This is a genomic window from Paracoccus yeei ATCC BAA-599 (genome assembly GCF_000622145.1).
In the GTDB taxonomy this organism is placed as follows: Bacteria; Pseudomonadota; Alphaproteobacteria; order Rhodobacterales; family Rhodobacteraceae; genus Paracoccus; species Paracoccus yeei.
Window position 1 is genome coordinate 1 of record NZ_KK211404.1, and the last position, 18,786, is coordinate 18,786.

Consider the following 18,786-nt stretch of genomic DNA (forward strand, 5'->3'; position numbering starts at 1 on the left):
GTAGCTGGCTGAAGAACGCCAGCACCTGGTCCCGCCGAAGCTTCTTGCGCAGCACCGCTCGCCCAGAAGCGTCGGCCCCGTGAAGCTGAAACACATGCTTCGCAAGATCGAGCCCGATCGTGGTAATCTCCGACATGACCTCTCCCCTCTGTGGATCGTCCCAGACCCACCCTGGCACAGCGAAGCCGTCGGGGGGGCGGTCACATCATCAGAGCCATATGCAGGGTAAATCTCTGTTCGGTCCGTTCTTTCGCCTACGTTTCGACCGGACTATCCGGTCACGCGACTTCCGCCGGAGGGTTTTCCTGACTCGACCTAGAGCCAAACAGAGCTGAGAATGCGAAAGCGGCCACTCTTGGCCGCTTTCATCTGTTAAATACAATCAAGAGCAGATTAGGCATCGCCTCGGCAGCCTAGCCCCGCAGCACGCCCCCGGTGGCCTTGCCGACCTTTTCGACGATCTTCGCCGAAACCGCCTCGATCTCGGCGTCGGTCAGGGTCTTGTCCCTGGGTTGCAGGCGGGCGGTGATGGCGATGGACTTGCGGCCGTCCTCCAGCCCGGTGAACTGGTCGAACACCGTCACCCGCTCGATCAGCGCCTTGTCGGCGCCGGCGGCGGCGTTGACCAGGGCCAGCGCCTCGACCTGCGGATCGACGACAAAGGCAAAGTCGCGCTCGACCGCCTGCAGGTCCGACAGCGCCAGCGCCGGGCGCGAGGGCGATTTCACCTTGGGCAGCGGCACCGCCGCGATGCGCAGGGTAAAGCCCACCGCCGCGCCCTTGATCCCGAAATGGCGCAGCACGCGCGGGTGGATCTCGCCGAAGGTCGCCAGCGTGTTCGGGCCCAGCGCGATGTTGCCCGCCCGGCCGGGGTGCCACCAGCCGTCCAGCCTGCGGTTGATCTGCGCTTTCGCCGGCGCGCCGATCTGGGCCAGCACCGCCTCGGCATCGGCCTTGGCGTCATAGATGTCCACCTTGCGGCGCGAGGCGAAGGGATCGCGCGGCGCGGTATGGCCGACCATGATCGCGGTCAGGTGCAGGTCCTGCTCTCCGGGCTCGCCGCCGCTGAACACCGGCCCGCATTCGAACAGCGCCAGGTCCATGAAGCCGCGCGCCTGGTTGCGCGCCGCCGCCGCCAGCAGGCCGGGCAGCAGGTCGGGGCGCATATGCGTCATCTCGCTGCTGATCGGGTTCTCGATCCGTACCGCATCGGACCCGCCGCCGAACAGCGCCGCCGCGGCCTGGTCGATGAAGCTGTAGGTGACGCATTCGTTATAGCCCAAGGCCGCCGCCATGCGCCGCGCCGCCGATTCCCGGCGCTGCAAGGGGGTCAGCACCGGGGCCGGCACGCCCGCCTGCGGGCGCGGCAGGGGCTGGCCCTGCAAGCCGCTCAGGCTGGCGATGCGCGCCACCTCCTCGACCAGATCGGCCGCGCCCTGCACGTCGGGACGCCAGCTCGGGACGAAGGCTTGCTGGCCCTCCAGGCGGAAGCCCAGCGCCTCCAGCGTGGCGCGCTGCCTGTCCTCGGGGATTTCCATGCCGACCAGGCTGGACACCTTGGCCGGGTCCAGCGGATAGCTGCGCGTCGTGTCGGGGATGGCGCCCGCCGTCACCACCTGCGACGCCTCGCCGCCGCACAGGTCCAGGATCATCCGCGTTGCCAGCTCCAGGCCCTTCTGGGTGAAGGCCGGGTCCGCACCGCGCTCGAAGCGATAGCGCGCGTCCGAGGTGATCTTCAGCGCTCGGCCGGCGGTAGCAATGGCGATCGGGTCCCAATAGGCGCTTTCCAGGAAGACCTCGGTGGTCTCCTCGGAACAGCCCGAAAGCTCGCCGCCCATGATGCCGGCAATGCTTTCCGGGCCTTGCTCGTCGGCGATCACCATGGTGCCGGGGGCAAAGGCATAGGTCTTGCCGTCCAGCGCCAGCAACTCCTCGCCCTCATGCGACGGGCGCACCACCAGGTCGCCCCGGACCTTGGCCGCGTCAAAGACATGCAGCGGCCGGTTCAGGTCGAAGATGAAGAAGTTCGTGATGTCGACCAGCGCATTGATCGGCCGCAGTCCGATGGCGGTCAGCCGCTTTTGCAGCCAGTCGGGCGACGGGCCGTTCCTGACGCCCCGGATCAGCCGGCCGCTGAAGAACGGCGCCTTGTCCGCCACCTCGGGCGCGATGCGGATCCCGATGGGCGAGGCGAAGCCGCCCGGCACCGTGACCTCGGGAACGGGCTTCAGCGTGCCCAGGCCCCGCGCGGCCAGATCGCGGGCGATGCCATGCACGCCCAGCGCGTCGGGGCGGTTCGGGGTGATCTTGATCTCGATGACCGGATCGACCGCTTCGGGACGGTTCGCCGCCAGCCAGTCGACGAATTTCTCGCCGACCTCGCCCGAAGGCAGCTCGATGATGCCATTGTGCTCGTCCGACAGTTCCAGTTCGCGTTCCGAGGCCATCATGCCATGGCTCTCGACGCCGCGGATCTTGCCCACGCCCAGCGTGGTGTCGATGCCGGGAACATAGTCGCCGGGCTTGGCCAGGACCACGGTGATGCCGGCCCGCGCATTCGGGGCACCGCAGACGATCTGTTTCTCGCCCTCGTCCGTCATGACCTTGCAGACCCGCAGCCGGTCGGCGTCCGGGTGCTGCACCGCCTCGATCACGCGCGCGATGGTGAAGGGGGCAAGTTTCGCGGCCGGGTCCGTCACCCCCTCGACCTCAAGGCCCAGGTCGGTCAGCGCCTCGGTGATCTCGTCCAGCGTGGCGGTGGTCTCGAGATGCTCCTTCAGCCAGGAGAGGGTGAATTTCATTGCGGCGGCTCCGTCGGGTTCGGGCGGTCCATGGGGATCGGCAGGTTCGGGCTCCCTTAGCGCATGGCGCGGCGGAATGGTAGGGGCGCGCGGGCGCCCCCCCCTCCCCCGGTCCGACGGCCGGTGTACGGCCTGTGTACGCGCGGTGTACGCCCGTCACGGCCCGGCGCTTGCAGGAAACCCGGCGCGCCCTATATGTAAGGGACATTAACATGGGCAAGGGAGCCAATGGACACGCAACGCGAGATGCTGATCGAACAACGGGTCGCCAATGACGCGAAATCCCCCCTGGTCGCCTATCTGCTGGCGATCCTGCTGTGGGGTTTCGGCGCACACCGGATGTATCTCGGCCGCTGGGTCAGCGGTCTGATCATGCTGGCGATGTCGGGCCTGGGCTGGCTGACCGCGCCCATCCTGATCGGCTGGCCGCTCCTGGGCCTGGTCTGGGTCTGGGCGGTGATCGACCTGTTCCTGATCCCCGGCATGATCCAGGAGGACAAGGACGAGATCCGCCGCAGGCTCGGCTCGGGCCTGTACTGATCCCGCATAACCTGCGGCGATTGCATCGATTTTCCTGATGCTGATTATCCGCGCCGGCCCATGGCGCCGGGGCGGTGGCCCGGCTAGAGCCTCGCCCAGCCTTCCGGCTGCGATGGGGGAAACATGCTGACCGGCTTCGTTCTGTTCTATGTGGGCGCCGTCCTGGTCATCAACGGGCTGTGGCTTCTGGACCGGATCGACGGGCGCGAGATCGTCGTCATCAACATCGTCACCGCGCTGGTCTCCGGCGCCGTGGTGCTGCACGACGCCTTCGGCCCTAAGGCCGACGCCGAGTCCATCCGCAACGCCACGCTGTCGCTGCTGTTCTGCACGACCTACCTGTGGGTCGCCTGGAACCGCCTCTCGGGCGCCGACGGCCGCGGCCTGGGCTGGTTCAGCCTGTTCGTGGCCGTAACAGCCCTGCCGGTTTCCGTGCTGGCCTTCCGCGACGCCCTGAACACCGGCGAAACCTGGATGGCCGCGAACTGGCTCGCCTGGGCGGGGCTGTGGTTCCTGTATTTCCTGATGCTTGCGCTGCGCTATCCGGTCACGCGGCAGGCCGGCTGGGTCACACTGCTGGCGGGGGTGTTTACCGGCTGGCTGCCGGGGTTTCTGATGATCCAGGGGGCATTGTGAGGGGGCGGTCGACCGACCGTTAACCACAAACCCGATCAGCCGTTTTGCGCTGGGACGGCAGGGGCTATTTTCAGGGATATTGTTTCTTTACACGGATTCCGGTCATGGCCCTTGATACCCACCAACAGATGCTGATCGAACAACGCATCAGCAATGAGGCGAAATCCCCGCTTCTTGCCTATCTTCTGCTGATCTTCGTGGGCGGCCTTGGCATTCACCGCTTCTATCTGGGGCGCACCGGCTCGGGCGTTGCCATGTTGCTGCTGCTGATCCTGGGCGCCGTCACCCTTCCGATCGGCGTGGGCCTGATCCTGCTGCTGGCCCTGGGCATCTGGATGCTGGCCGATCTGTTCCTGATCCCCGGCATGGTCAACCAGCAGCGCGACCTGCTGCGCCAAAGCCTGCGCAGCGAGTTTGCAGCGAACGCCTGAGGCTGCACCAAGGTCGGATGTGCCTGACCACGCACAGGCCAGACACAAGGGCCCGAGTTTCTTTCGTGCCGAAATATCCCGGGGGGGAGAGGAGCGTCAGCGACGAGGGGGGCAGAGCCCCCCCGATCACCGCGACAACCCGCCCGCCACGCTCGGCACATCCCCCGCCGCAAAGCCGTAGTGCTTCAGCCACCGCAGATCGCTCTCAAAGAACGCCCGCAAATCCGGGATCCCGTATTTCAGCATGGCGATCCGGTCGATGCCCATGCCAAAGGCAAAGCCCTGCCACTGGTCCGGGTCGATCCCGCCCGCGGCCAGCACCTTGGGGTGCACCATGCCCGAGCCCAGGATCTCCAGCCAGGAATTCCCCTGCCCCAGCGTCAGCTTGCCGCCCTCCCAGGAACAGCGGATGTCGACCTCGGCCGACGGTTCGGTGAAGGGGAAATGGCTGGCGCGAAAGCGCAGCTCGACCTCGTCCAGTTCAAAGAAGGCGCGGCAGAATTCCTCCAGCGTCCATTTCAGGTTCGCCATGGAAATGTCGCGGCCGAGCGCCAGCCCCTCGACCTGGTGGAACATCGGCGCATGGGTCTGGTCCATGTCCATGCGATAGACCCGACCGGGGGCGATCACCCGGATCGGCGCGCCGGTCGCCTGCATCGCCCGGATCTGCACCGGCGAGGTATGCGTGCGCAAGACATGCGGCGGGCGCGGGTCGCCCTCGGCCCGGGCCATGAAGAAGGTGTCGTGCTCCTGCCGGGCCGGATGTTCGGGCGGGATGTTCAGCGCGTCGAAGTTGAACCAGTCGGATTCGATCTGCGGCCCCTCGGCCACGCGAAAGCCCATGTCGGCAAAGATAGCGGTGACCTCCTCGGTCACCTGGCTGACGGGATGGATGGTGCCCTGCGGACGCGGCCGGCCGGGCAGGGTCACGTCCAGCCATTCCTCGCGCAGCCGGGCGTCCAGCGCCGCATCCTCCAGCCCCTGCTTGCGGGCGCGCAGCGCGGCATCGACCTCGTCCTTCAGGCGGTTCAGCGCGGCGCCGCGGGTCTGGCGCTCTTCGGGCGTCATGCGGCCCAGTTCCTTCATCATGCCGCTGATCTCGCCCTTCTTGCCCAGGGCGGCCAGCCGCACCTGTTCCAGTGCGTCGCTGTCGGCGGCGCCGGAAATGCGGTCAAGATAGGTCTGGCGAAGGCTGGTCAGGTCGGACATGGCAGGCTTTCCTTGCGGTTCCGCCGCCGATTAGCACGGCCGGAGATCAGGGAAAAGCCTGGCGGGACAGGGTTTCGCGGACCAGCTCGGCAGGGCGGCACAAACGCACCCCGCCGGGACCGCAGACGAAGGGACGTTCGACCAGGACGGGGTTCTCGACCATGGCGGCCAGGATCGCCTCGTCACCGGCATCGGGCAGGCCGCGCTCGGCCGCGTCGGTGCCCTTGACGCGCAGCGCCCCGCGCGGGGTCACGCCGGCGGCGGCGAACAGGCCCAGCAACTGGGCGCGGGTCCAGCCCTCGCGGACATAGTCGATGACCAGGGGTTCGAACCCCGCATCGCGGATCATCTGCAGGACCTTGCGCGAGGTCGAGCAGTTCGGCTTGTGATGGATGACGATCATGGCCGCGACCTTAGCGCCCCGCACGCCGGGATCAAGCCCGCGCGCGAACCGACAGCCACAGCCCGCCATGCGGGCGCAGCGTCAGGATCATGCGCGGCTGCGGCTGGCGGGCGGTCAGGTCGAACCGCAGCCGGGCGACCAGCGTGGCCAGGATGATCACCGCCTCCTGCAGGGCAAAGCTCGCGCCGATGCAGATGCGGGGACCGGCGCCGAAGGGCAGGAAGGCAAAGCGGTCGCGCGTCACGCCGGGGGCAAAGCGGTCCGGGTCGAAGGCGTCGGGATCGTCCCACAGCAGGTGGTGGCGATGCAGCGCATAGATCGGCAGCATCACCGTGTCCCCCGGCAGCACCTCGCGCCCGCCCAGGCTGTCGTGGATGCGGGCGGTGCGCGACAGGAACGCGGCCGGAGGGTAAAGCCGCAGCGCCTCGTCCACGATCTGGCGGACATAGGGCAGGCGCGGCAGGTCGACGGCCGTGGCGGCGCGATCCCCCAGCGCGGCCCGCGCCTCGGCGGCCGCCCGGTCCTGCACCGCCGGGTCGAAAGCCAGCAGGTAAAGCGCCCAGGCCAGCGTCAGGGCGGTCGTCTCGTGCCCCGCGACGATGAAGGTCAGCAGGTTGTCGCGCAGCTCGCCCGGGGTCATGCGGCGATGCGTCTCGGGATCCTCGCCCGCGCGCAGCAGATCCAGCAGATCCGGCACCGGGCGCGGCCCCGACCGGGCGCGGGCGCGGATCGCATCGTCGGCCACCCGCTTCATCCGCCGCAGGTCGCCCCCCGACCGCAGCCGCCCCGGGCGCGGGATCCAGCCCGGCAGGCCCAGGATGTCCAGGACCGAGATCCGCGCCGTACTCTCGATATAGGCGTCGATGGCATGGTGCACCGCGTCGCGGTCGAAGCCCTCGTCGCCGGAAAAGGTCACGTCGGAAATCACCTCGAAGGTCGCGGCGACGGTTTCGGCGAACACGTCGACCGTGCCGCCAGCCGCTGCCGACAGCCGCCGGGCGCTCGCCTCGGCGGCGGCGGTCATCACTGGCGCCAGGGCCTCGACATGGCGCTGGGCAAAGGCCGGGGCGGCGGCGCGGCGTTGCCAGCGCCAATGCGCGCCCTCGGCCACGAACAGCGACTCGCCCACCGCCGGCTCAAGCAGCAGCTTGGTGACCAGCGACTTCGGGTAATCCTCGACCCGGTCCTTCAGCACCACGCGCAGGGCGTCGGGGTCCATGACCATGTGCCAACGCTTGCCGACCTTGCCCGAGACCATGGGCTGGCGCACGGCGATCTCGGGGATCAGCTCCAGCACATTGCGCCGCGCGACCAGGGCGCTGCCGATCACGCCCAGGGGCTTGCGGTGCAGGGGAACGCGGGCTGGATAACGGCTCATGCCTTCAAAACCGCCGCGGCCTCGCCCGGTTCCTCGTGTTTTCACCGTTTCCCAAATACCCCCGGGGGTGCCGGGCCTGCCCGGCGCGGGGGCAGCGCCCCCCGAACGCAAAGCAAAAAACCCGCGCCGAGGCGCGGGTTTTTCCGTATTCCTGCAAGCCTGCCGGCAATCAGGCGGCGGCTTTCGCCTGCGCGACCACGGCGGCAAAGGCCTCGGGCTCGTGCACGGCCAGGTCGGCCAGGACCTTGCGGTCCACCTCGATCCCGGCTTTCGCCAGCGCGGCGATGAAGCGCGAATAGGTCATCTCGGCATCGACGGCGCGGACGGCGGCGTTGATGCGCTGGATCCACAGAGCGCGGAAGTTGCGCTTGCGCGTCTTGCGGTCGCGGGTCGCGTACTGGTTGGCCTTGTCGACCGCCTGGGTCGCGGTGCGGAAGTTGCGCGACCGGTTGCCGTAATAGCCTTTCGCCGCGTCAAGAACCTTCTTGTGGCGGGCGTGGGTGACTTTACCCGATTTGACTCGTGCCATGTCCGGTTCTCCTTAGCGGTTATAGGGCATGTATTTCTTGACGATCTTCGCGTCCGCGTCGGACAGGATCATGGTCCCGGTCACGTCGCGGATGAATTTCGTCGAGCGCTTGATCATGCCGTGGCGCTTGCCGGCCGGACCAGCTTTCACTTTGCCCGAGGCCGTCATCGAGAACCGCTTTTTCGCGGCCGATTTGGTCTTCATCTTCGGCATTTTACTCTCCTTGCGGTCAGAGTGAACGCGCGACTCGGCAATGCCATATCGGCCGGCCGCGCGGGTGGAAGCGCGCCCTATAAGGCCGCGCCGGCGAATTGGCAAGCCTTATTGGGCCGGAGCCGGGGTCTGGGGCGCCCCAGCAGACGTCGGAGCCGGAGCGGGTTCCGGCGCCGGCGCAGGCTCGGCCACAGGCGCCGCGGGCTCGGCGGTCGGCTCGGCAGCGGGGTCGGCCGGCGGCAGCACCGGGTCGGCGCCAAAGCTTTTCCCGCTGACCAGCCGCTCCCACGCGTCGCAGACGCTGCGCCAGCCAAAGGGCCGCTCGTCCAGCCAGCTTGCCGCGAACAGCGCCACGATGCCCAGCACCAGGGCCAGCGCGGCCCCGCGCGGCGCGCGCGTGCGCGCCACCGAAACGACGGCCATCACGACCGAGAGCGCGCAAAGCGCCACCCCCGCCAGCAGCAGAAGGTCGATCATCGGGGCCACCCTTTCCTTGCTAAATCCCTTGGCTCCGGGACTTATTCCGGATCGGTGCGATAGATCAAGCGTTCGTCGCAGGGCGCGATGCGCAGGATGTTGGTCGTGCCCGACTGGTTGAAGGGCACGCCGGCCATCACGACGATCTGGTTCGTCTCGTCGGCAAAGCCGAAATCGCGCGCCGCCTTGGCCGCGTTGACCACCGCCTGCTTGAAGCGCACCAGCTCGGGCGTCAGCACGCAATGCGTGCCCCAGGTCAGGCACAGCCGGCGCAGGGTGGTTTCCTCGGCGGTCATGGCAATGATCGGCACCCGCGGGCGTTCGCGCGCCACCAGGCTGACCGTGGTCCCGGACGAGGTGAAGGCGCAGATCGCGGAAATGTCGGTCGTCTCGGCGATCTCGCGCGCGGCGGCGACGATGGCGTCGGCCACGGTCTGGCGCTTGGCCTGGCGCGAGCTTTCGATGATCTCGCGATAGGTCGGATCGCTTTCGACCGAGCGCGCGACATTGTCCATGGTCGCCACCGCCTCGACCGGATAGCTGCCGGCGGCGCTTTCGGCCGACAGCATGATCGCGTCCGCCCCCTCATAGATCGCGGTCGCCACGTCGCTGACCTCGGCCCGGGTGGGCATCGGGCTTTCGATCATGGATTCCAGCATCTGGGTGGCGACGATCACCGGCTTGGCGGCCGCACGGCAGGCCCGCGTCAGGCGTTTCTGGATCGGCGGCACGGAATGGACCGGCAGTTCCACCCCCAGGTCGCCCCGCGCCACCATGATCCCGTCCGAGACCTTCAGGATCTCGGGAAAGGCCCGCACGGCGGCCGGCTTCTCGATCTTGCTCAGGATCGCGGCGCGGCCCTTGGCCAGTTCGCGGGCCTCGATCACGTCCTCGGGGCGCTGGACGAAGGACAGCGCCAGCCAGTCCACGCCCAGCTGGCAGGCGAATTCCAGGTCGTCGCGGTCCTTGTCCGACAGCGCCGCCAGGGGCAGCACCACGTCGGGCACGTTCACGCCCTTGCGGTTCGAGATCGGCCCGCCCGCCGTCACCACGCAATCGGCGAAATCCGGCCCGCAGCGTTCGACCCGCAGCCGGATCTTGCCGTCGTTGACCAGAAGCTCGGCGCCCGCGTCCAGCGCGGCGAATATCTCGGGATGGGGCAGCTGCACGCGCGCCGTGTCCCCCGGCGCCGGGTCCAGGTCAAAGCGGAAGCTCTGGCCGTCGTGCAGGTCGTGAGGCCCCTGGGCAAAGGTGCCGACGCGCAGCTTCGGCCCCTGCAGGTCGGCCAGCACCGCGATGGGGCGGCCCGATTCCGCCTCGACCCGGCGGATGATGTCATAGCGGGCGCGCTGTTCGTCGTGGGTCCCGTGGCTCATGTTCAGGCGGAACACGTCCGCCCCGGCCTCGAAAAGCGCGCGGATGGTGGCGAAATCGCTGGAGGATGGTCCCAGCGTTGCCACGATCTTGACCTTGCGATGCCGTCTCATCCCTGATCCCCCGGACTGTTTGCGCTATCACCTGCGCTGTCTTACGTCAGGCCCCGCCCCGCGGCAACTGGCCCCGTGGACATGGCTTGCACTAATGTTTGCCCCATGCAAGGCAAAGGGACCATGACGGCAGAACCATTTTCCATCCTGGGCGAGGACCGCCCCTCGCGCTGGCTGATCACCTGCGATCACGCCACGAACCGCGTTCCCGACTGGATCGGGGGCGGCGATCTGGGGCTTCCGCCCGAGGACATGGCCCGCCACATCGCCTATGACGTGGGCGCGGCGGGGCTGACGCGAAAGCTGGCCCAGCGGATGGGGGCGCCGGCGATCCTGTCGGATTTCTCGCGCCTGGTGATCGACCCGAACCGGGGCGAGGACGACCCCACCCTGCTGATGCGGATCTATGACGGCACCGTCATCCCCGCGAACCGCCACGCCGACGCGGCCGAGCGCGAACGCCGGCTGGACCGGCTTTACCGCCCCTATCACGCCGCCTATGCCGCGCTGGCCGCCCGGCGCCCAGACCGGGCGATCTGCGCCGTCCACAGCTTTACCCGCCAGCTGCGCGGCCGCCCGCGCCGGCCCTGGTCGGTCGGCGTGCTCTATTCCCACGACGACGCGCGGCTGGGCCCCGCCCTGATCCGCGAATGCCGCGCGCAGGGCTGGGTCACCGGCGACAACGAACCCTATGCCGGGCATCTGGCGGGCGATTCCATCGACCGCCACGCCATCGCCCACGGCCGCCCCAACGTGCTGATCGAGGTCAGGAACGACCTGATCGAGGACGACGCCGGCCAGACGCTCTGGGCCGAGCGGCTGGCCGGGGTGCTCGACGGCTTCCTGGAACGCTGCGGGGTCTAGGATGCGGTCCGAGCAGTCGATCCTGCGCCTGTCCATCGCAGTGACCTTTGCGCTGGCCGGGTTCGGGGTGATCTTCGGCGTGCTGACCGGCTCGTCCTCGATCATCTTCGACGGCATCTATTCGGCCATGGACGCCAGCATGACCATGCTGGCCCTGCTGGTCTCGCGCCTGATCACGCAGTCGCTGGCCGAGCGGACCCAGGCCCGGCTGCGGCCGCATTTCACCATGGGCTTCTGGCATCTGGAGCCGATGGTGCTGGGGCTCAGCGGCAGCCTGCTGATCGGGGCGGCGGGCTATGCGCTGGTCACGGCGGTCAGCAGCCTGATGGCGGGCGGGCGCGAGCTGCAGTTCGGCCAGGCCATCCTTTACGCCATCGTCACCGTCGTCACGGCGTCGGGCATGGCGCTTTACGGCCGCCGGGCGAACCGGCGCATCGGGTCGATGTTTCTGGAACTCGACGCCAAGGCCTGGGCCATTTCGGCCGCGATGACCGGGGCGCTGCTGACGGCCTTCGGCTTTGGCTGGGCGATCCAGGGGACGGCCTGGGACTGGATGTCGCCCTATGTCGACCCGACGATCCTGGCCGTGGTCAGCCTGGTCGTGCTGCCGATGCCGATCCCGACCGTGCGCCAGGCGCTGGCCGACATCCTGCTGGTCACGCCGCAGGACCTGAAAAGCCATGTCGACGACGTGGCCCGGGCCGCCGCCGCGCGGCACGGGTTCCTGGGCCACCGCGCCTATGTCGCGCGGGTCGGCCGGGGCCGCCAGATCGAGCTGTTCTTCATCGTGCCCCAGGGCGCCCCCGCCCGCACGCTGGAGGAATGGGACGCGATCCGGGACGAGGTCGGGGACCAGATCGGCGACGAAGGCCCCGACCGCTGGCTGACCATCGCCTTCACCACGGACCCCGAATGGGCGTCCTGACCGGGACGCGCGCGGGCCCTGCCCGTCAGAAAAAGCTTTGCGGGTCGATGTCCACCGACAGGCGCAGGTTGGTGGGCGGCTTCGGCGCCCCGGCCAGCCATTCGGCGATGGCCTGCTGCACCGGCGCCTGGCGCGGCGCGCGGATCAGCATGCGCACGCGGTGGCGGCCCCGGATGCGGGCGATGGGCGCGGGCGCGGGCCCCCAAAGCTCGGCCCCCACCGCCTGCAGGGGCGCGGCGCGGCGGGCCAGGGCGCGGGCGTAATCCTCGACCACGGGCTGGTCGGGGTGGGACAGGATGATGCCCGCCAGCCGGCCGAAGGGCGGCATCCCCGCCGCCTGCCGCTGCGCCGCCTCGGCATCCCAGAACGCCTCGTCCTCGCCCGACAGGATGGCGCGGATCACCGGGTGGTCGGGCTGATAGGTCTGCAGAAGCGCCAGCCCCCGCGCCTCGCCCCCCTCGCGCCCGGCGCGGCCCGCGACCTGGCGCATCAGCTGGAACGACCGCTCGGCCGCGCGCAGGTCGGCGCCCTGCAACCCCAGGTCGGCGTCGATCACGCCGACCAGCGTCAGGCGGGGAAAGTTGTGGCCCTTGGCGACGATCTGGGTGCCGATGATGATGTCGGTCTCGCCCGCGCTGATCTGGGCGATCGCCTCCTTCAGCGCGCGGGCCGAATGGAACAGGTCCGAGGACAGCACCGCCGCCCGCGCCTCGGGAAAGCGCTCGGCCACCTCCTCGGCCAGGCGCTCGACGCCGGGGCCGATGGCGGTCATCTTGCCCTCGGTCCCGCAGCTCGGGCAGGCGGTGGGGATGGGCTTCGTCGCGCCGCACTGGTGGCAGACCAGGCGGTTCTGGAAGCGGTGCTCGACCATGCGGGCGTCGCACTGGTCGCAGCCGATCTGCTGGCCGCAGGCCCGGCAGGCGGTGATCGGGGCATAGCCGCGCCGGTTCAGGAACAAAAGCGACTGTTCGCCGCGTTCCTTGCGCGCCGCCACCTCGGCAGCCAGGCGCGGGCTGATCCAGCGGCCGCGCTCGGTCTCCTGCGCGCGCAGGTCGATGGTGCCCATCTCGGGCAGTTCGGCGCTGCCATAGCGCGCGCGCAGGTCGATGCGTGCGTATTTCCCGGCCTGCGCATTGACCCAGCTTTCCAGCGACGGCGTGGCCGAGGCCAGCACCACCTGCGCCCCCTCGATGCTGGCGCGCAGCACGGCCATGTCGCGGGCGCTGTAATAGACCGCGTCCTCCTGCTTATAGGACGAATCGTGCTCCTCATCGACGACGATCAGGCCCAGGTCGGCAAAGGGCAGGAACAGGGCCGAGCGGGCGCCGACGACCAGGCCCACGTTCTGCGTCGCGGCCATGGTCCACAGCCGCCGCCGCTCGGCCCGGGTGATACCCGAATGCCATTCGCCGGGCCGCGCGCCGAAGCGCGCCTCGACCCGGTCCAGGAACTCGGCCGACAGCGCGATCTCGGGCAGCAGGACCAGCGCCTGCCGGCCCTGGCGCAGACATTCCGCGACGGCCTCGAGATAGACCTCGGTCTTGCCCGAGCCGGTGACGCCGCGCAGCAGCGTGGTGCCATAGCCCCGGCCCCGCAGCGCCCCCTGCAGCGCGGCCGCGGCCTCGGCCTGGTCGGGCGCCAGCGGCTTTCCGGGCAGCGCGGGGTCGAGCCGCGGATAGGGCAGATCGCGCGGCGCCAGAACCTCGGTCAGGGTGCCGGCCTTGACCAGCCCGTGGACGACCGAGGCGCCGACCCCGGCCAGCTGCGCCAGTTCGCCCGGGGCGAACCCCGCCCCGCCGTGGTCCTCGATCACCCGCAGCACGGCGGCGCGGGCGTCGGTCATCCGCTCGGGCGCGGGACCCGCGCGATGGACGATGCGCCGGGCACCGGGCGGCTGGTCCAGGTCCGGCGCCCGCGTCGCCATGCGCAGCATCGCGGGCAGCGGCGTCAGCGTGTATTCCGCCATCCGGGCCATGAACTCCAGCATCCCGGGCGCCAGCGGCGGGGCGTCGATCAGCCGCGCCACGGGCCGCAGCCGGGCCAGGTCGAAATCGCCCACCCCCGGCCCCCAGACCGCGCCCATGACCCGGCGCGGGCCCAGAGGCACGACGACCAGCTGGCCCAGCCGCACGCCGCCCTCGGGCGCCAGGTAGTCCAGGATGCCCACCACCTCCTGCGTCAGCACGGCGATGCGGGCGCCCTGGGGATAGAACGGCGGCCGGTTCATCAGGGCAGCGGGCGCGGCTGGGGTCTGGCGGTCAAGGCGGCCTCCGGGGAAACTGGACAGGGGCGGACTGTGCCACGGGCGCGACAGGCCCCGCAAGCGGCCCCCTGCGGACTTTCCGCCCTGCCGGTTTTGCGCTAAACCCCTGGGCAAAGCCTATGGAGGGGCCCGAGCATGAAATTCTTCGTCGACACCGCCGACACCGCCGCCATCCGAGAGCTGAACGACCTGGGCATGGTCGACGGCGTGACCACCAACCCCTCGCTGATCCTGAAGTCGGGCCGCGCCATCGCCGAGGTGACGCGCGAGATCTGCGAGATGGTCCAGGGCCCCGTCAGCGCCGAGGTGGTGGCCGCCGACGCGCAGGAGATGATCCGCGAAGGCAAGCACCTGGCGCAGATCGCGTCCAATATCGCGGTCAAGGTGCCGCTGACCTGGGACGGGCTCAAGGCCTGCAAGGCGCTGTCCTCCGAGGGCCACATGGTCAACGTCACGCTGTGCTTTTCCGCCGCGCAGGCGATCCTGGCGGCCAAGGCGGGGGCCACGTTCATCAGCCCCTTCATCGGCCGGCTCGACGACCTGAACCTGGACGGCATGCAGCTGATCGAGGACATCCGCACGATCTACGACAACTACGACGTCCAGACGCAGATCCTCGCGGCCTCGATCCGCTCGGTGAACCACATCACCGACGCGGCCCGCATCGGCGCCGACGTGATCACCGCGCCCCCCGCCGTCATCAAGGCGATGGCCAGCCACGTGCTGACCGACAAGGGGCTCGACCAGTTCAACGCCGACTGGGCCAAGACGGGGCAGAAGATCGGATGAGCGGCGCACCCGCCGACCCCGGGGCCGCCGCCGCGCCCACATCCGAAACCGCGCCCGAGGCGCTGTCCCCCGAGGACCGCGCCCGCCTGCTGGCCCGCCCGGACCTGATCCTCGGCGACCGCGACCTGATGCGGGCGCTGATCGGCGCGCGCGACGCAGACCTGGGCGACAATGTCATCGACATCCGGGGCCGCGCCATGCAGGCCCTGGAAAGCCGGCTCGACCGGCTGGAATCGGCCCATGAATCGGTGATCTCGGCCGCCTACGAGAACCAGTCGGGCATGAACACCATCCACCGGGCGGTGATCTCGCTGCTCGAGCCGGTCGATTTCGACGGCTTCCTGGAAAACCTGGGCAGCTCGGTCGCGCCGATCCTGCGCATCGACACGCTGCGGCTGCTGATGGAATCGGGGGCGGCGCCGGCCGCGGACCTGTCCGGGCCCCTGGTCATCACCCCCGCCGGCCGTATCGCCGAGCTGATTCGCGCCGGCCGCCGCACGCCGCGCGGCGACGACATCGTGCTGCGCGCCGCGGCCGCCGAAACCCTGCCCTATCACGAGGGCGCCCGCGCGCCCATCCGGTCCGAGGCGCTGCTGCCCATCGACCTCGGGCCGCAGCGCTTCCCCGCGCTGCTGCTGATGGGCTCGGCCGAGGCGGGGCGCTTCACCCCGGCCCAGGGCACGGACCTGCTGCGCTTCTTCGGGCAGGTGTTCCGGCTGGTGCTGATCTCGTGGCTGCGCGAGTAAGGGGCCAGGGCATGACCGGCCCCGAGCAGCCCCTGGCGCTGGCCCCGCTGATGGCCGACCAGCTGCAGCGCTGGCTGGACAGCGAACGGGGTGCGCGCGACCGCTCGGACCATACGATCAAGGCCTATCAGGGCGACCTGCTGGCTTTCCTGTCCTTCCTCGGCCGCCACCAGGGCGGGCCCGCCCTGCCCGCGACGCTGGGCAGCCTGACGCAAACGGACATGCGCGCCTTTGCCGCGTCCGAGCGGGCGCGGGGCCTGGGCGCGCGCTCGCTGGCGCGGCGGCTGTCGGCGGTGCGCAGCTTCCTGCGCTGGATGTCGGACCGGCACGGGTTCGACGCCTCCAGGGCGCTCGCCTCGCGCGGGCCGCGCTTTACCCGGTCCCTGCCCCGCCCGCTCGAGGTGGATCAGGCCCGCGAGTTGCTGGACCTTGCCGGCCATACCCACCCCGAGCCCTGGATCGCGGCCCGCGACGCGGCGGTGCTGACGCTGCTTTACGGCTGCGGCCTGCGCATCTCGGAAGCGCTGGGACTGACGGGCGCCGACTGGCCCTTCCGCGAGGCGCTGACCATCCGCGGCAAGGGCAAGAAGGAGCGCCAGGTCCCCGTCCTGCCGGTCGCGCGCCAGGCGGTCGCGGCCTATCTGGAGCTCTGCCCCCATCCCCGCGCGCCGGACCAGCCGCTGTTTCGCGGCGCGCGCGGCGGCCCGCTCAACGCCTCGGTCATGGCCAAGGCCATGAGCCTGATGCGCCAGTCCCTGGGCCTGCCGGACACGGCGACGCCGCATGCGCTGCGCCATTCCTTCGCCACCCACCTTCTGGCCGCCGGGGGCGATCTGCGCACGATCCAGGAATTGCTGGGCCACGCGAGCCTTTCGACCACGCAGGTCTATACCGGGGTGGACAACGCCCATCTGCTGGCCGTCTACCGCGCGGCCCACCCCCGGCGCTAGGCACCCCGCGCGCCCTGCCCGTGGCCGGCGCCGCAATGGGTATTTGGAAAACAGTGAAAGAGAGCCCGCCCGCGCCCTTGCAGACGTCAGGACCCAGGGGTTCTCACCGTTTTCCAAATACCCATGCGACCGCGCCATCCTCGCCGCCCTTTACAATTCCGCGCCCCCGCCGCATCACGCCCCGGCCATGTTCGAGCTTTCCCTTGATCTTGTCCTGATGCTGGTGGCCGCGGCCTTTGCCGCCGGCTTCGTCGATGCCATCGCCGGCGGCGGCGGGCTGATCACCGTGCCCGCGCTGATGCTGGCGGGCATTCCTCCGGCGCAGGCGCTGGCCACGAACAAGGTGCAGGGCGCCTTCGGCGCGGCGACGGCGGCGATCTCCTATGCCCGGCGCGGCCTGGTGGACCTGCGCGCGCAAAAGGGCGCGGCGGCCGTGGCCTTCGCCGGCGGGCTGGCGGGCGCGCTCTGCGTCGCGGCGATCCCCACCGACCTGCTGCGCTATCTCCTGCCGGTCCTTCTGATCGCCATCGCGGTGTTCTTTGCCCTGAAGCCGGGGCTGAACGACCTCGACCGCGCGCGGCGGCTTTCTCCGGGGCTTTTCACCGCCAGCGTGGTGCCGCTGATCGCCTTTTACGACGGGCTGCTCGGGCCCGGGACCGGGGCCTTCCTGATGCTGGGTTTCGTCATGCTGGCGGGCTACGGCATCCTCAAGGCGACGGCTCATACCAAGCTGTTGAACTTCGCCTCGAACCTGGGCGGGCTGGTGGCCTTTGCCGCGGTGGGCAAGCCGCTGTGGCTTCTGGGCGCGGCGATGGCCGTGGCCCAGATCGCCGGGGCCACGCTGGGCGCGCGCCTGGCCATGCGGATCGGCGCGCGCATCATCAAGCCCCTGCTGGTCGCGACCTCGACCCTGCTGGCGCTGCGGCTGATCTGGCAGATGCTGTGACCCGCCGCGGCCCGTTCAGGTAAAGTCGAACATCGAGGCGCCGAGCTGGGACAGCGGCACCCCTCCAGCACCAGGCTGTCGCCGCCATGGGTTCTCCTTGGGACAAAGTGCGGATGCCCCGACCTTATGCCACAGCCGTGACGCTGCGGCGACGCGCATCGCACGGATGGGCGGATTTTCGACGCGGCCGCCGCGATCAGGCCGGAAAGCCCGCCGCCAGGCGCAGCCCGCCCGTGACCAGCCCGCGCCAGTTCCGCTGCGGCCCGGTCAGCAGCGCATCGACCACCGGATCCCCGGCGTCGAGCAGCCCCAGGTGCAGCAGAAGCGCGGTGATCGCGGCCTCGGACCCGCGCGTCGCCCCGTCCGAGATCTTCAGCGCGATCCCCAGGCCGCGCTCGGGCACGATGCCGACGAAGACGCCCTCGGCCCCGGTCTTGACGGCGGCGCGCCCGCGCAGGGCGCGCATCAAGGCCGTGCAGGCCCGCCCCTCGCCCGCGACCAGGTCGGGATGGGCGATCATCGCCTGGACCAGCCGGGCCTGCGCCTCGCCCCGCCGGCCGGGGCCGGGCCGGGCGAACGCGGCCATCGCGCGCGCCAGACCTTCCAGCGTGCAGGCAAAGTTCGGGGCCGAGCAGCCGTCGATGCCCCAGCCCGCGGCGGTCTCGCCCGTCACCTCCTCGAAGGCGCGGCGCACGGCGCGCTGCACGGGATGGTCGATCGCGACATATTCCGGCCCGGCCTTCACATGCCGCACCAGCGTCAGAAAGCCCGCATGCTTGCCCGAACAGTTGTTGTGCGCCTGGCAGGGGCTTTCGTCCGAACAGACCACGCGCTTGCGCTCGGCCGGGTCGGCCGGCAGATGCGCGCCGCAGCGCAGGTCCTCGTCCTCGAGCCCGAGCCCCGCCAGCCAGGCCCGCACCCGCCCGACATGCGCCGCCCCGCCCTGGTGGCTGGCGCAGGCCAGGGCCAGATGCTCGGTGGACAGCCCCGCCGCATCGGCCGCACCGCTTTCGACCAGCGGCAGCGCCTGGATCATCTTGCAGGACGAGCGCGGATAGATCACGGCCGCCGGATTGCCCCAGGCCTCGACGATGCCGCCCGCGTCGGCGATCACCGCATGGCCCAGATGCGCGCTCTCGCACAGGCCGCCGCGCCACAATTCCACAAGTCTGGCCGCCGTCATGGGTCGTTTTCCTCTG

General features: G+C 70.0%; 19 protein-coding genes and 1 pseudogene. 9 read left to right on the forward strand and 11 right to left on the reverse strand.

The window, feature by feature from the left end; translation table 11 throughout:
- Together BU28_RS25805 and pheT are read right to left on the reverse strand one after the other, a co-directional pair.
- Positions 1 to 136 (reverse strand): annotated as a pseudogene (locus tag BU28_RS25805) (IS110 family transposase); the annotation flags it as partial.
- A gap of 277 nt (positions 137 to 413) precedes the next feature.
- On the reverse strand, positions 414 to 2,801 hold the full coding sequence (gene pheT, locus BU28_RS0120690; RefSeq protein ID WP_028721123.1) for a phenylalanine--tRNA ligase subunit beta: 2,388 nt from the start codon (positions 2,799 to 2,801) through the stop codon (positions 414 to 416).
- Positions 2,802 to 3,029: 228 nt separating this feature from the next.
- Here pheT and BU28_RS0120695 point away from each other — a divergent pair, with 228 nt between their 5' ends.
- The 3 genes from BU28_RS0120695 to BU28_RS0120705 all read left to right on the forward strand — a co-directional run bounded on the left by BU28_RS0120695 (position 3,030) and on the right by BU28_RS0120705 (position 4,408).
- Positions 3,030 to 3,341 carry a TM2 domain-containing protein gene (locus tag BU28_RS0120695; RefSeq protein WP_028721124.1) on the forward strand — a complete coding sequence of 104 codons (312 nt, stop codon included), beginning with the start codon at positions 3,030 to 3,032 and terminating at the stop codon, positions 3,339 to 3,341.
- Between the two features lie 123 nt (positions 3,342 to 3,464).
- Positions 3,465 to 3,977 carry an AmiS/UreI family transporter gene (locus BU28_RS0120700; RefSeq protein ID WP_028721125.1) on the forward strand — a complete coding sequence of 171 codons (513 nt, stop codon included), beginning with the start codon at positions 3,465 to 3,467 and terminating at the stop codon, positions 3,975 to 3,977.
- A gap of 104 nt (positions 3,978 to 4,081) precedes the next feature.
- Positions 4,082 to 4,408: a TM2 domain-containing protein gene (locus BU28_RS0120705; RefSeq protein WP_028721126.1), complete on the forward strand. Its 327-nt coding sequence runs from the start codon at positions 4,082 to 4,084 to the stop codon at positions 4,406 to 4,408.
- A 126-nt stretch (positions 4,409 to 4,534) separates the two neighbouring features.
- Here BU28_RS0120705 and pheS read toward each other — a convergent pair whose 3' ends face one another.
- The 7 genes from pheS to pyk form a co-directional block, all read right to left on the reverse strand.
- The gene (gene pheS, locus BU28_RS0120710; protein ID WP_028721127.1) at positions 4,535 to 5,617 is read right to left on the reverse strand and encodes a phenylalanine--tRNA ligase subunit alpha; all 1,083 of its coding nucleotides are present in this window, start codon (positions 5,615 to 5,617) and stop codon (positions 4,535 to 4,537) included.
- A 46-nt stretch (positions 5,618 to 5,663) separates the two neighbouring features.
- On the reverse strand, positions 5,664 to 6,020 hold the full coding sequence (locus tag BU28_RS0120715; RefSeq protein WP_028721128.1) for an arsenate reductase family protein: 357 nt from the start codon (positions 6,018 to 6,020) through the stop codon (positions 5,664 to 5,666).
- A gap of 31 nt (positions 6,021 to 6,051) precedes the next feature.
- Positions 6,052 to 7,398, reverse strand: coding sequence for a cytochrome P450 (locus BU28_RS0120720; RefSeq protein WP_028721129.1), 1,347 nt, complete (start codon positions 7,396 to 7,398; stop codon positions 6,052 to 6,054).
- 169 nt (positions 7,399 to 7,567) lie between these two features.
- The gene (gene rplT / locus BU28_RS0120725; RefSeq protein WP_028721130.1) at positions 7,568 to 7,927 is read right to left on the reverse strand and encodes a 50S ribosomal protein L20; all 360 of its coding nucleotides are present in this window, start codon (positions 7,925 to 7,927) and stop codon (positions 7,568 to 7,570) included.
- A 12-nt stretch (positions 7,928 to 7,939) separates the two neighbouring features.
- A complete protein-coding gene (gene rpmI / locus BU28_RS0120730) occupies positions 7,940 to 8,140 on the reverse strand; it encodes a 50S ribosomal protein L35 (RefSeq protein WP_024843601.1) in 201 nt (66 codons plus the stop codon).
- A gap of 108 nt (positions 8,141 to 8,248) precedes the next feature.
- Positions 8,249 to 8,617: a hypothetical protein gene (locus BU28_RS24015; RefSeq protein ID WP_036763959.1), complete on the reverse strand. Its 369-nt coding sequence runs from the start codon at positions 8,615 to 8,617 to the stop codon at positions 8,249 to 8,251.
- A gap of 41 nt (positions 8,618 to 8,658) precedes the next feature.
- Complete coding sequence (gene pyk / locus BU28_RS0120740; RefSeq protein ID WP_028721131.1) at positions 8,659 to 10,104, reverse strand: pyruvate kinase; 1,446 nt, start codon at positions 10,102 to 10,104, stop codon at positions 8,659 to 8,661.
- A 123-nt stretch (positions 10,105 to 10,227) separates the two neighbouring features.
- Here pyk and BU28_RS0120745 point away from each other — a divergent pair, with 123 nt between their 5' ends.
- Together BU28_RS0120745 and BU28_RS0120750 are read left to right on the forward strand one after the other, a co-directional pair.
- The gene (locus tag BU28_RS0120745) at positions 10,228 to 10,968 is read left to right on the forward strand and encodes an N-formylglutamate amidohydrolase (protein ID WP_036763962.1); all 741 of its coding nucleotides are present in this window, start codon (positions 10,228 to 10,230) and stop codon (positions 10,966 to 10,968) included.
- A 1-nt stretch (position 10,969) separates the two neighbouring features.
- The gene (locus BU28_RS0120750) at positions 10,970 to 11,893 is read left to right on the forward strand and encodes a cation diffusion facilitator family transporter (protein ID WP_028721133.1); all 924 of its coding nucleotides are present in this window, start codon (positions 10,970 to 10,972) and stop codon (positions 11,891 to 11,893) included.
- A gap of 25 nt (positions 11,894 to 11,918) precedes the next feature.
- On the opposite strand, the gene BU28_RS0120755 is transcribed toward BU28_RS0120750, so the two are convergent.
- Positions 11,919 to 14,120 carry a primosomal protein N' gene (locus tag BU28_RS0120755; protein WP_028721134.1) on the reverse strand — a complete coding sequence of 734 codons (2,202 nt, stop codon included), beginning with the start codon at positions 14,118 to 14,120 and terminating at the stop codon, positions 11,919 to 11,921.
- A gap of 171 nt (positions 14,121 to 14,291) precedes the next feature.
- On the opposite strand from BU28_RS0120755, the gene fsa reads away from it, so the two are divergent.
- The 4 genes from fsa (at position 14,292) to BU28_RS0120775 (ending at position 17,587) form a co-directional block, all read left to right on the forward strand.
- A complete protein-coding gene (gene fsa, locus BU28_RS0120760) occupies positions 14,292 to 14,945 on the forward strand; it encodes a fructose-6-phosphate aldolase (RefSeq protein WP_028721135.1) in 654 nt (217 codons plus the stop codon).
- On the forward strand, positions 14,942 to 15,691 hold the full coding sequence (locus tag BU28_RS0120765) for a DUF484 family protein (protein ID WP_081791497.1): 750 nt from the start codon (positions 14,942 to 14,944) through the stop codon (positions 15,689 to 15,691). Before fsa ends, BU28_RS0120765 begins: the two co-directional genes overlap by 4 nt.
- Positions 15,692 to 15,702: 11 nt before the next feature.
- Positions 15,703 to 16,641: a tyrosine recombinase XerC gene (locus BU28_RS0120770; RefSeq protein ID WP_028721137.1), complete on the forward strand. Its 939-nt coding sequence runs from the start codon at positions 15,703 to 15,705 to the stop codon at positions 16,639 to 16,641.
- A gap of 187 nt (positions 16,642 to 16,828) precedes the next feature.
- Positions 16,829 to 17,587: a TSUP family transporter gene (locus BU28_RS0120775; protein ID WP_028721138.1), complete on the forward strand. Its 759-nt coding sequence runs from the start codon at positions 16,829 to 16,831 to the stop codon at positions 17,585 to 17,587.
- A 196-nt stretch (positions 17,588 to 17,783) separates the two neighbouring features.
- Here the strand turns inward: BU28_RS0120775 and BU28_RS0120780 are convergent, their stop codons facing one another.
- A complete protein-coding gene (locus BU28_RS0120780; RefSeq protein WP_028721139.1) occupies positions 17,784 to 18,770 on the reverse strand; it encodes an asparaginase in 987 nt (328 codons plus the stop codon).
- Between the last annotated feature and the right edge of the window lie 16 nt (positions 18,771 to 18,786).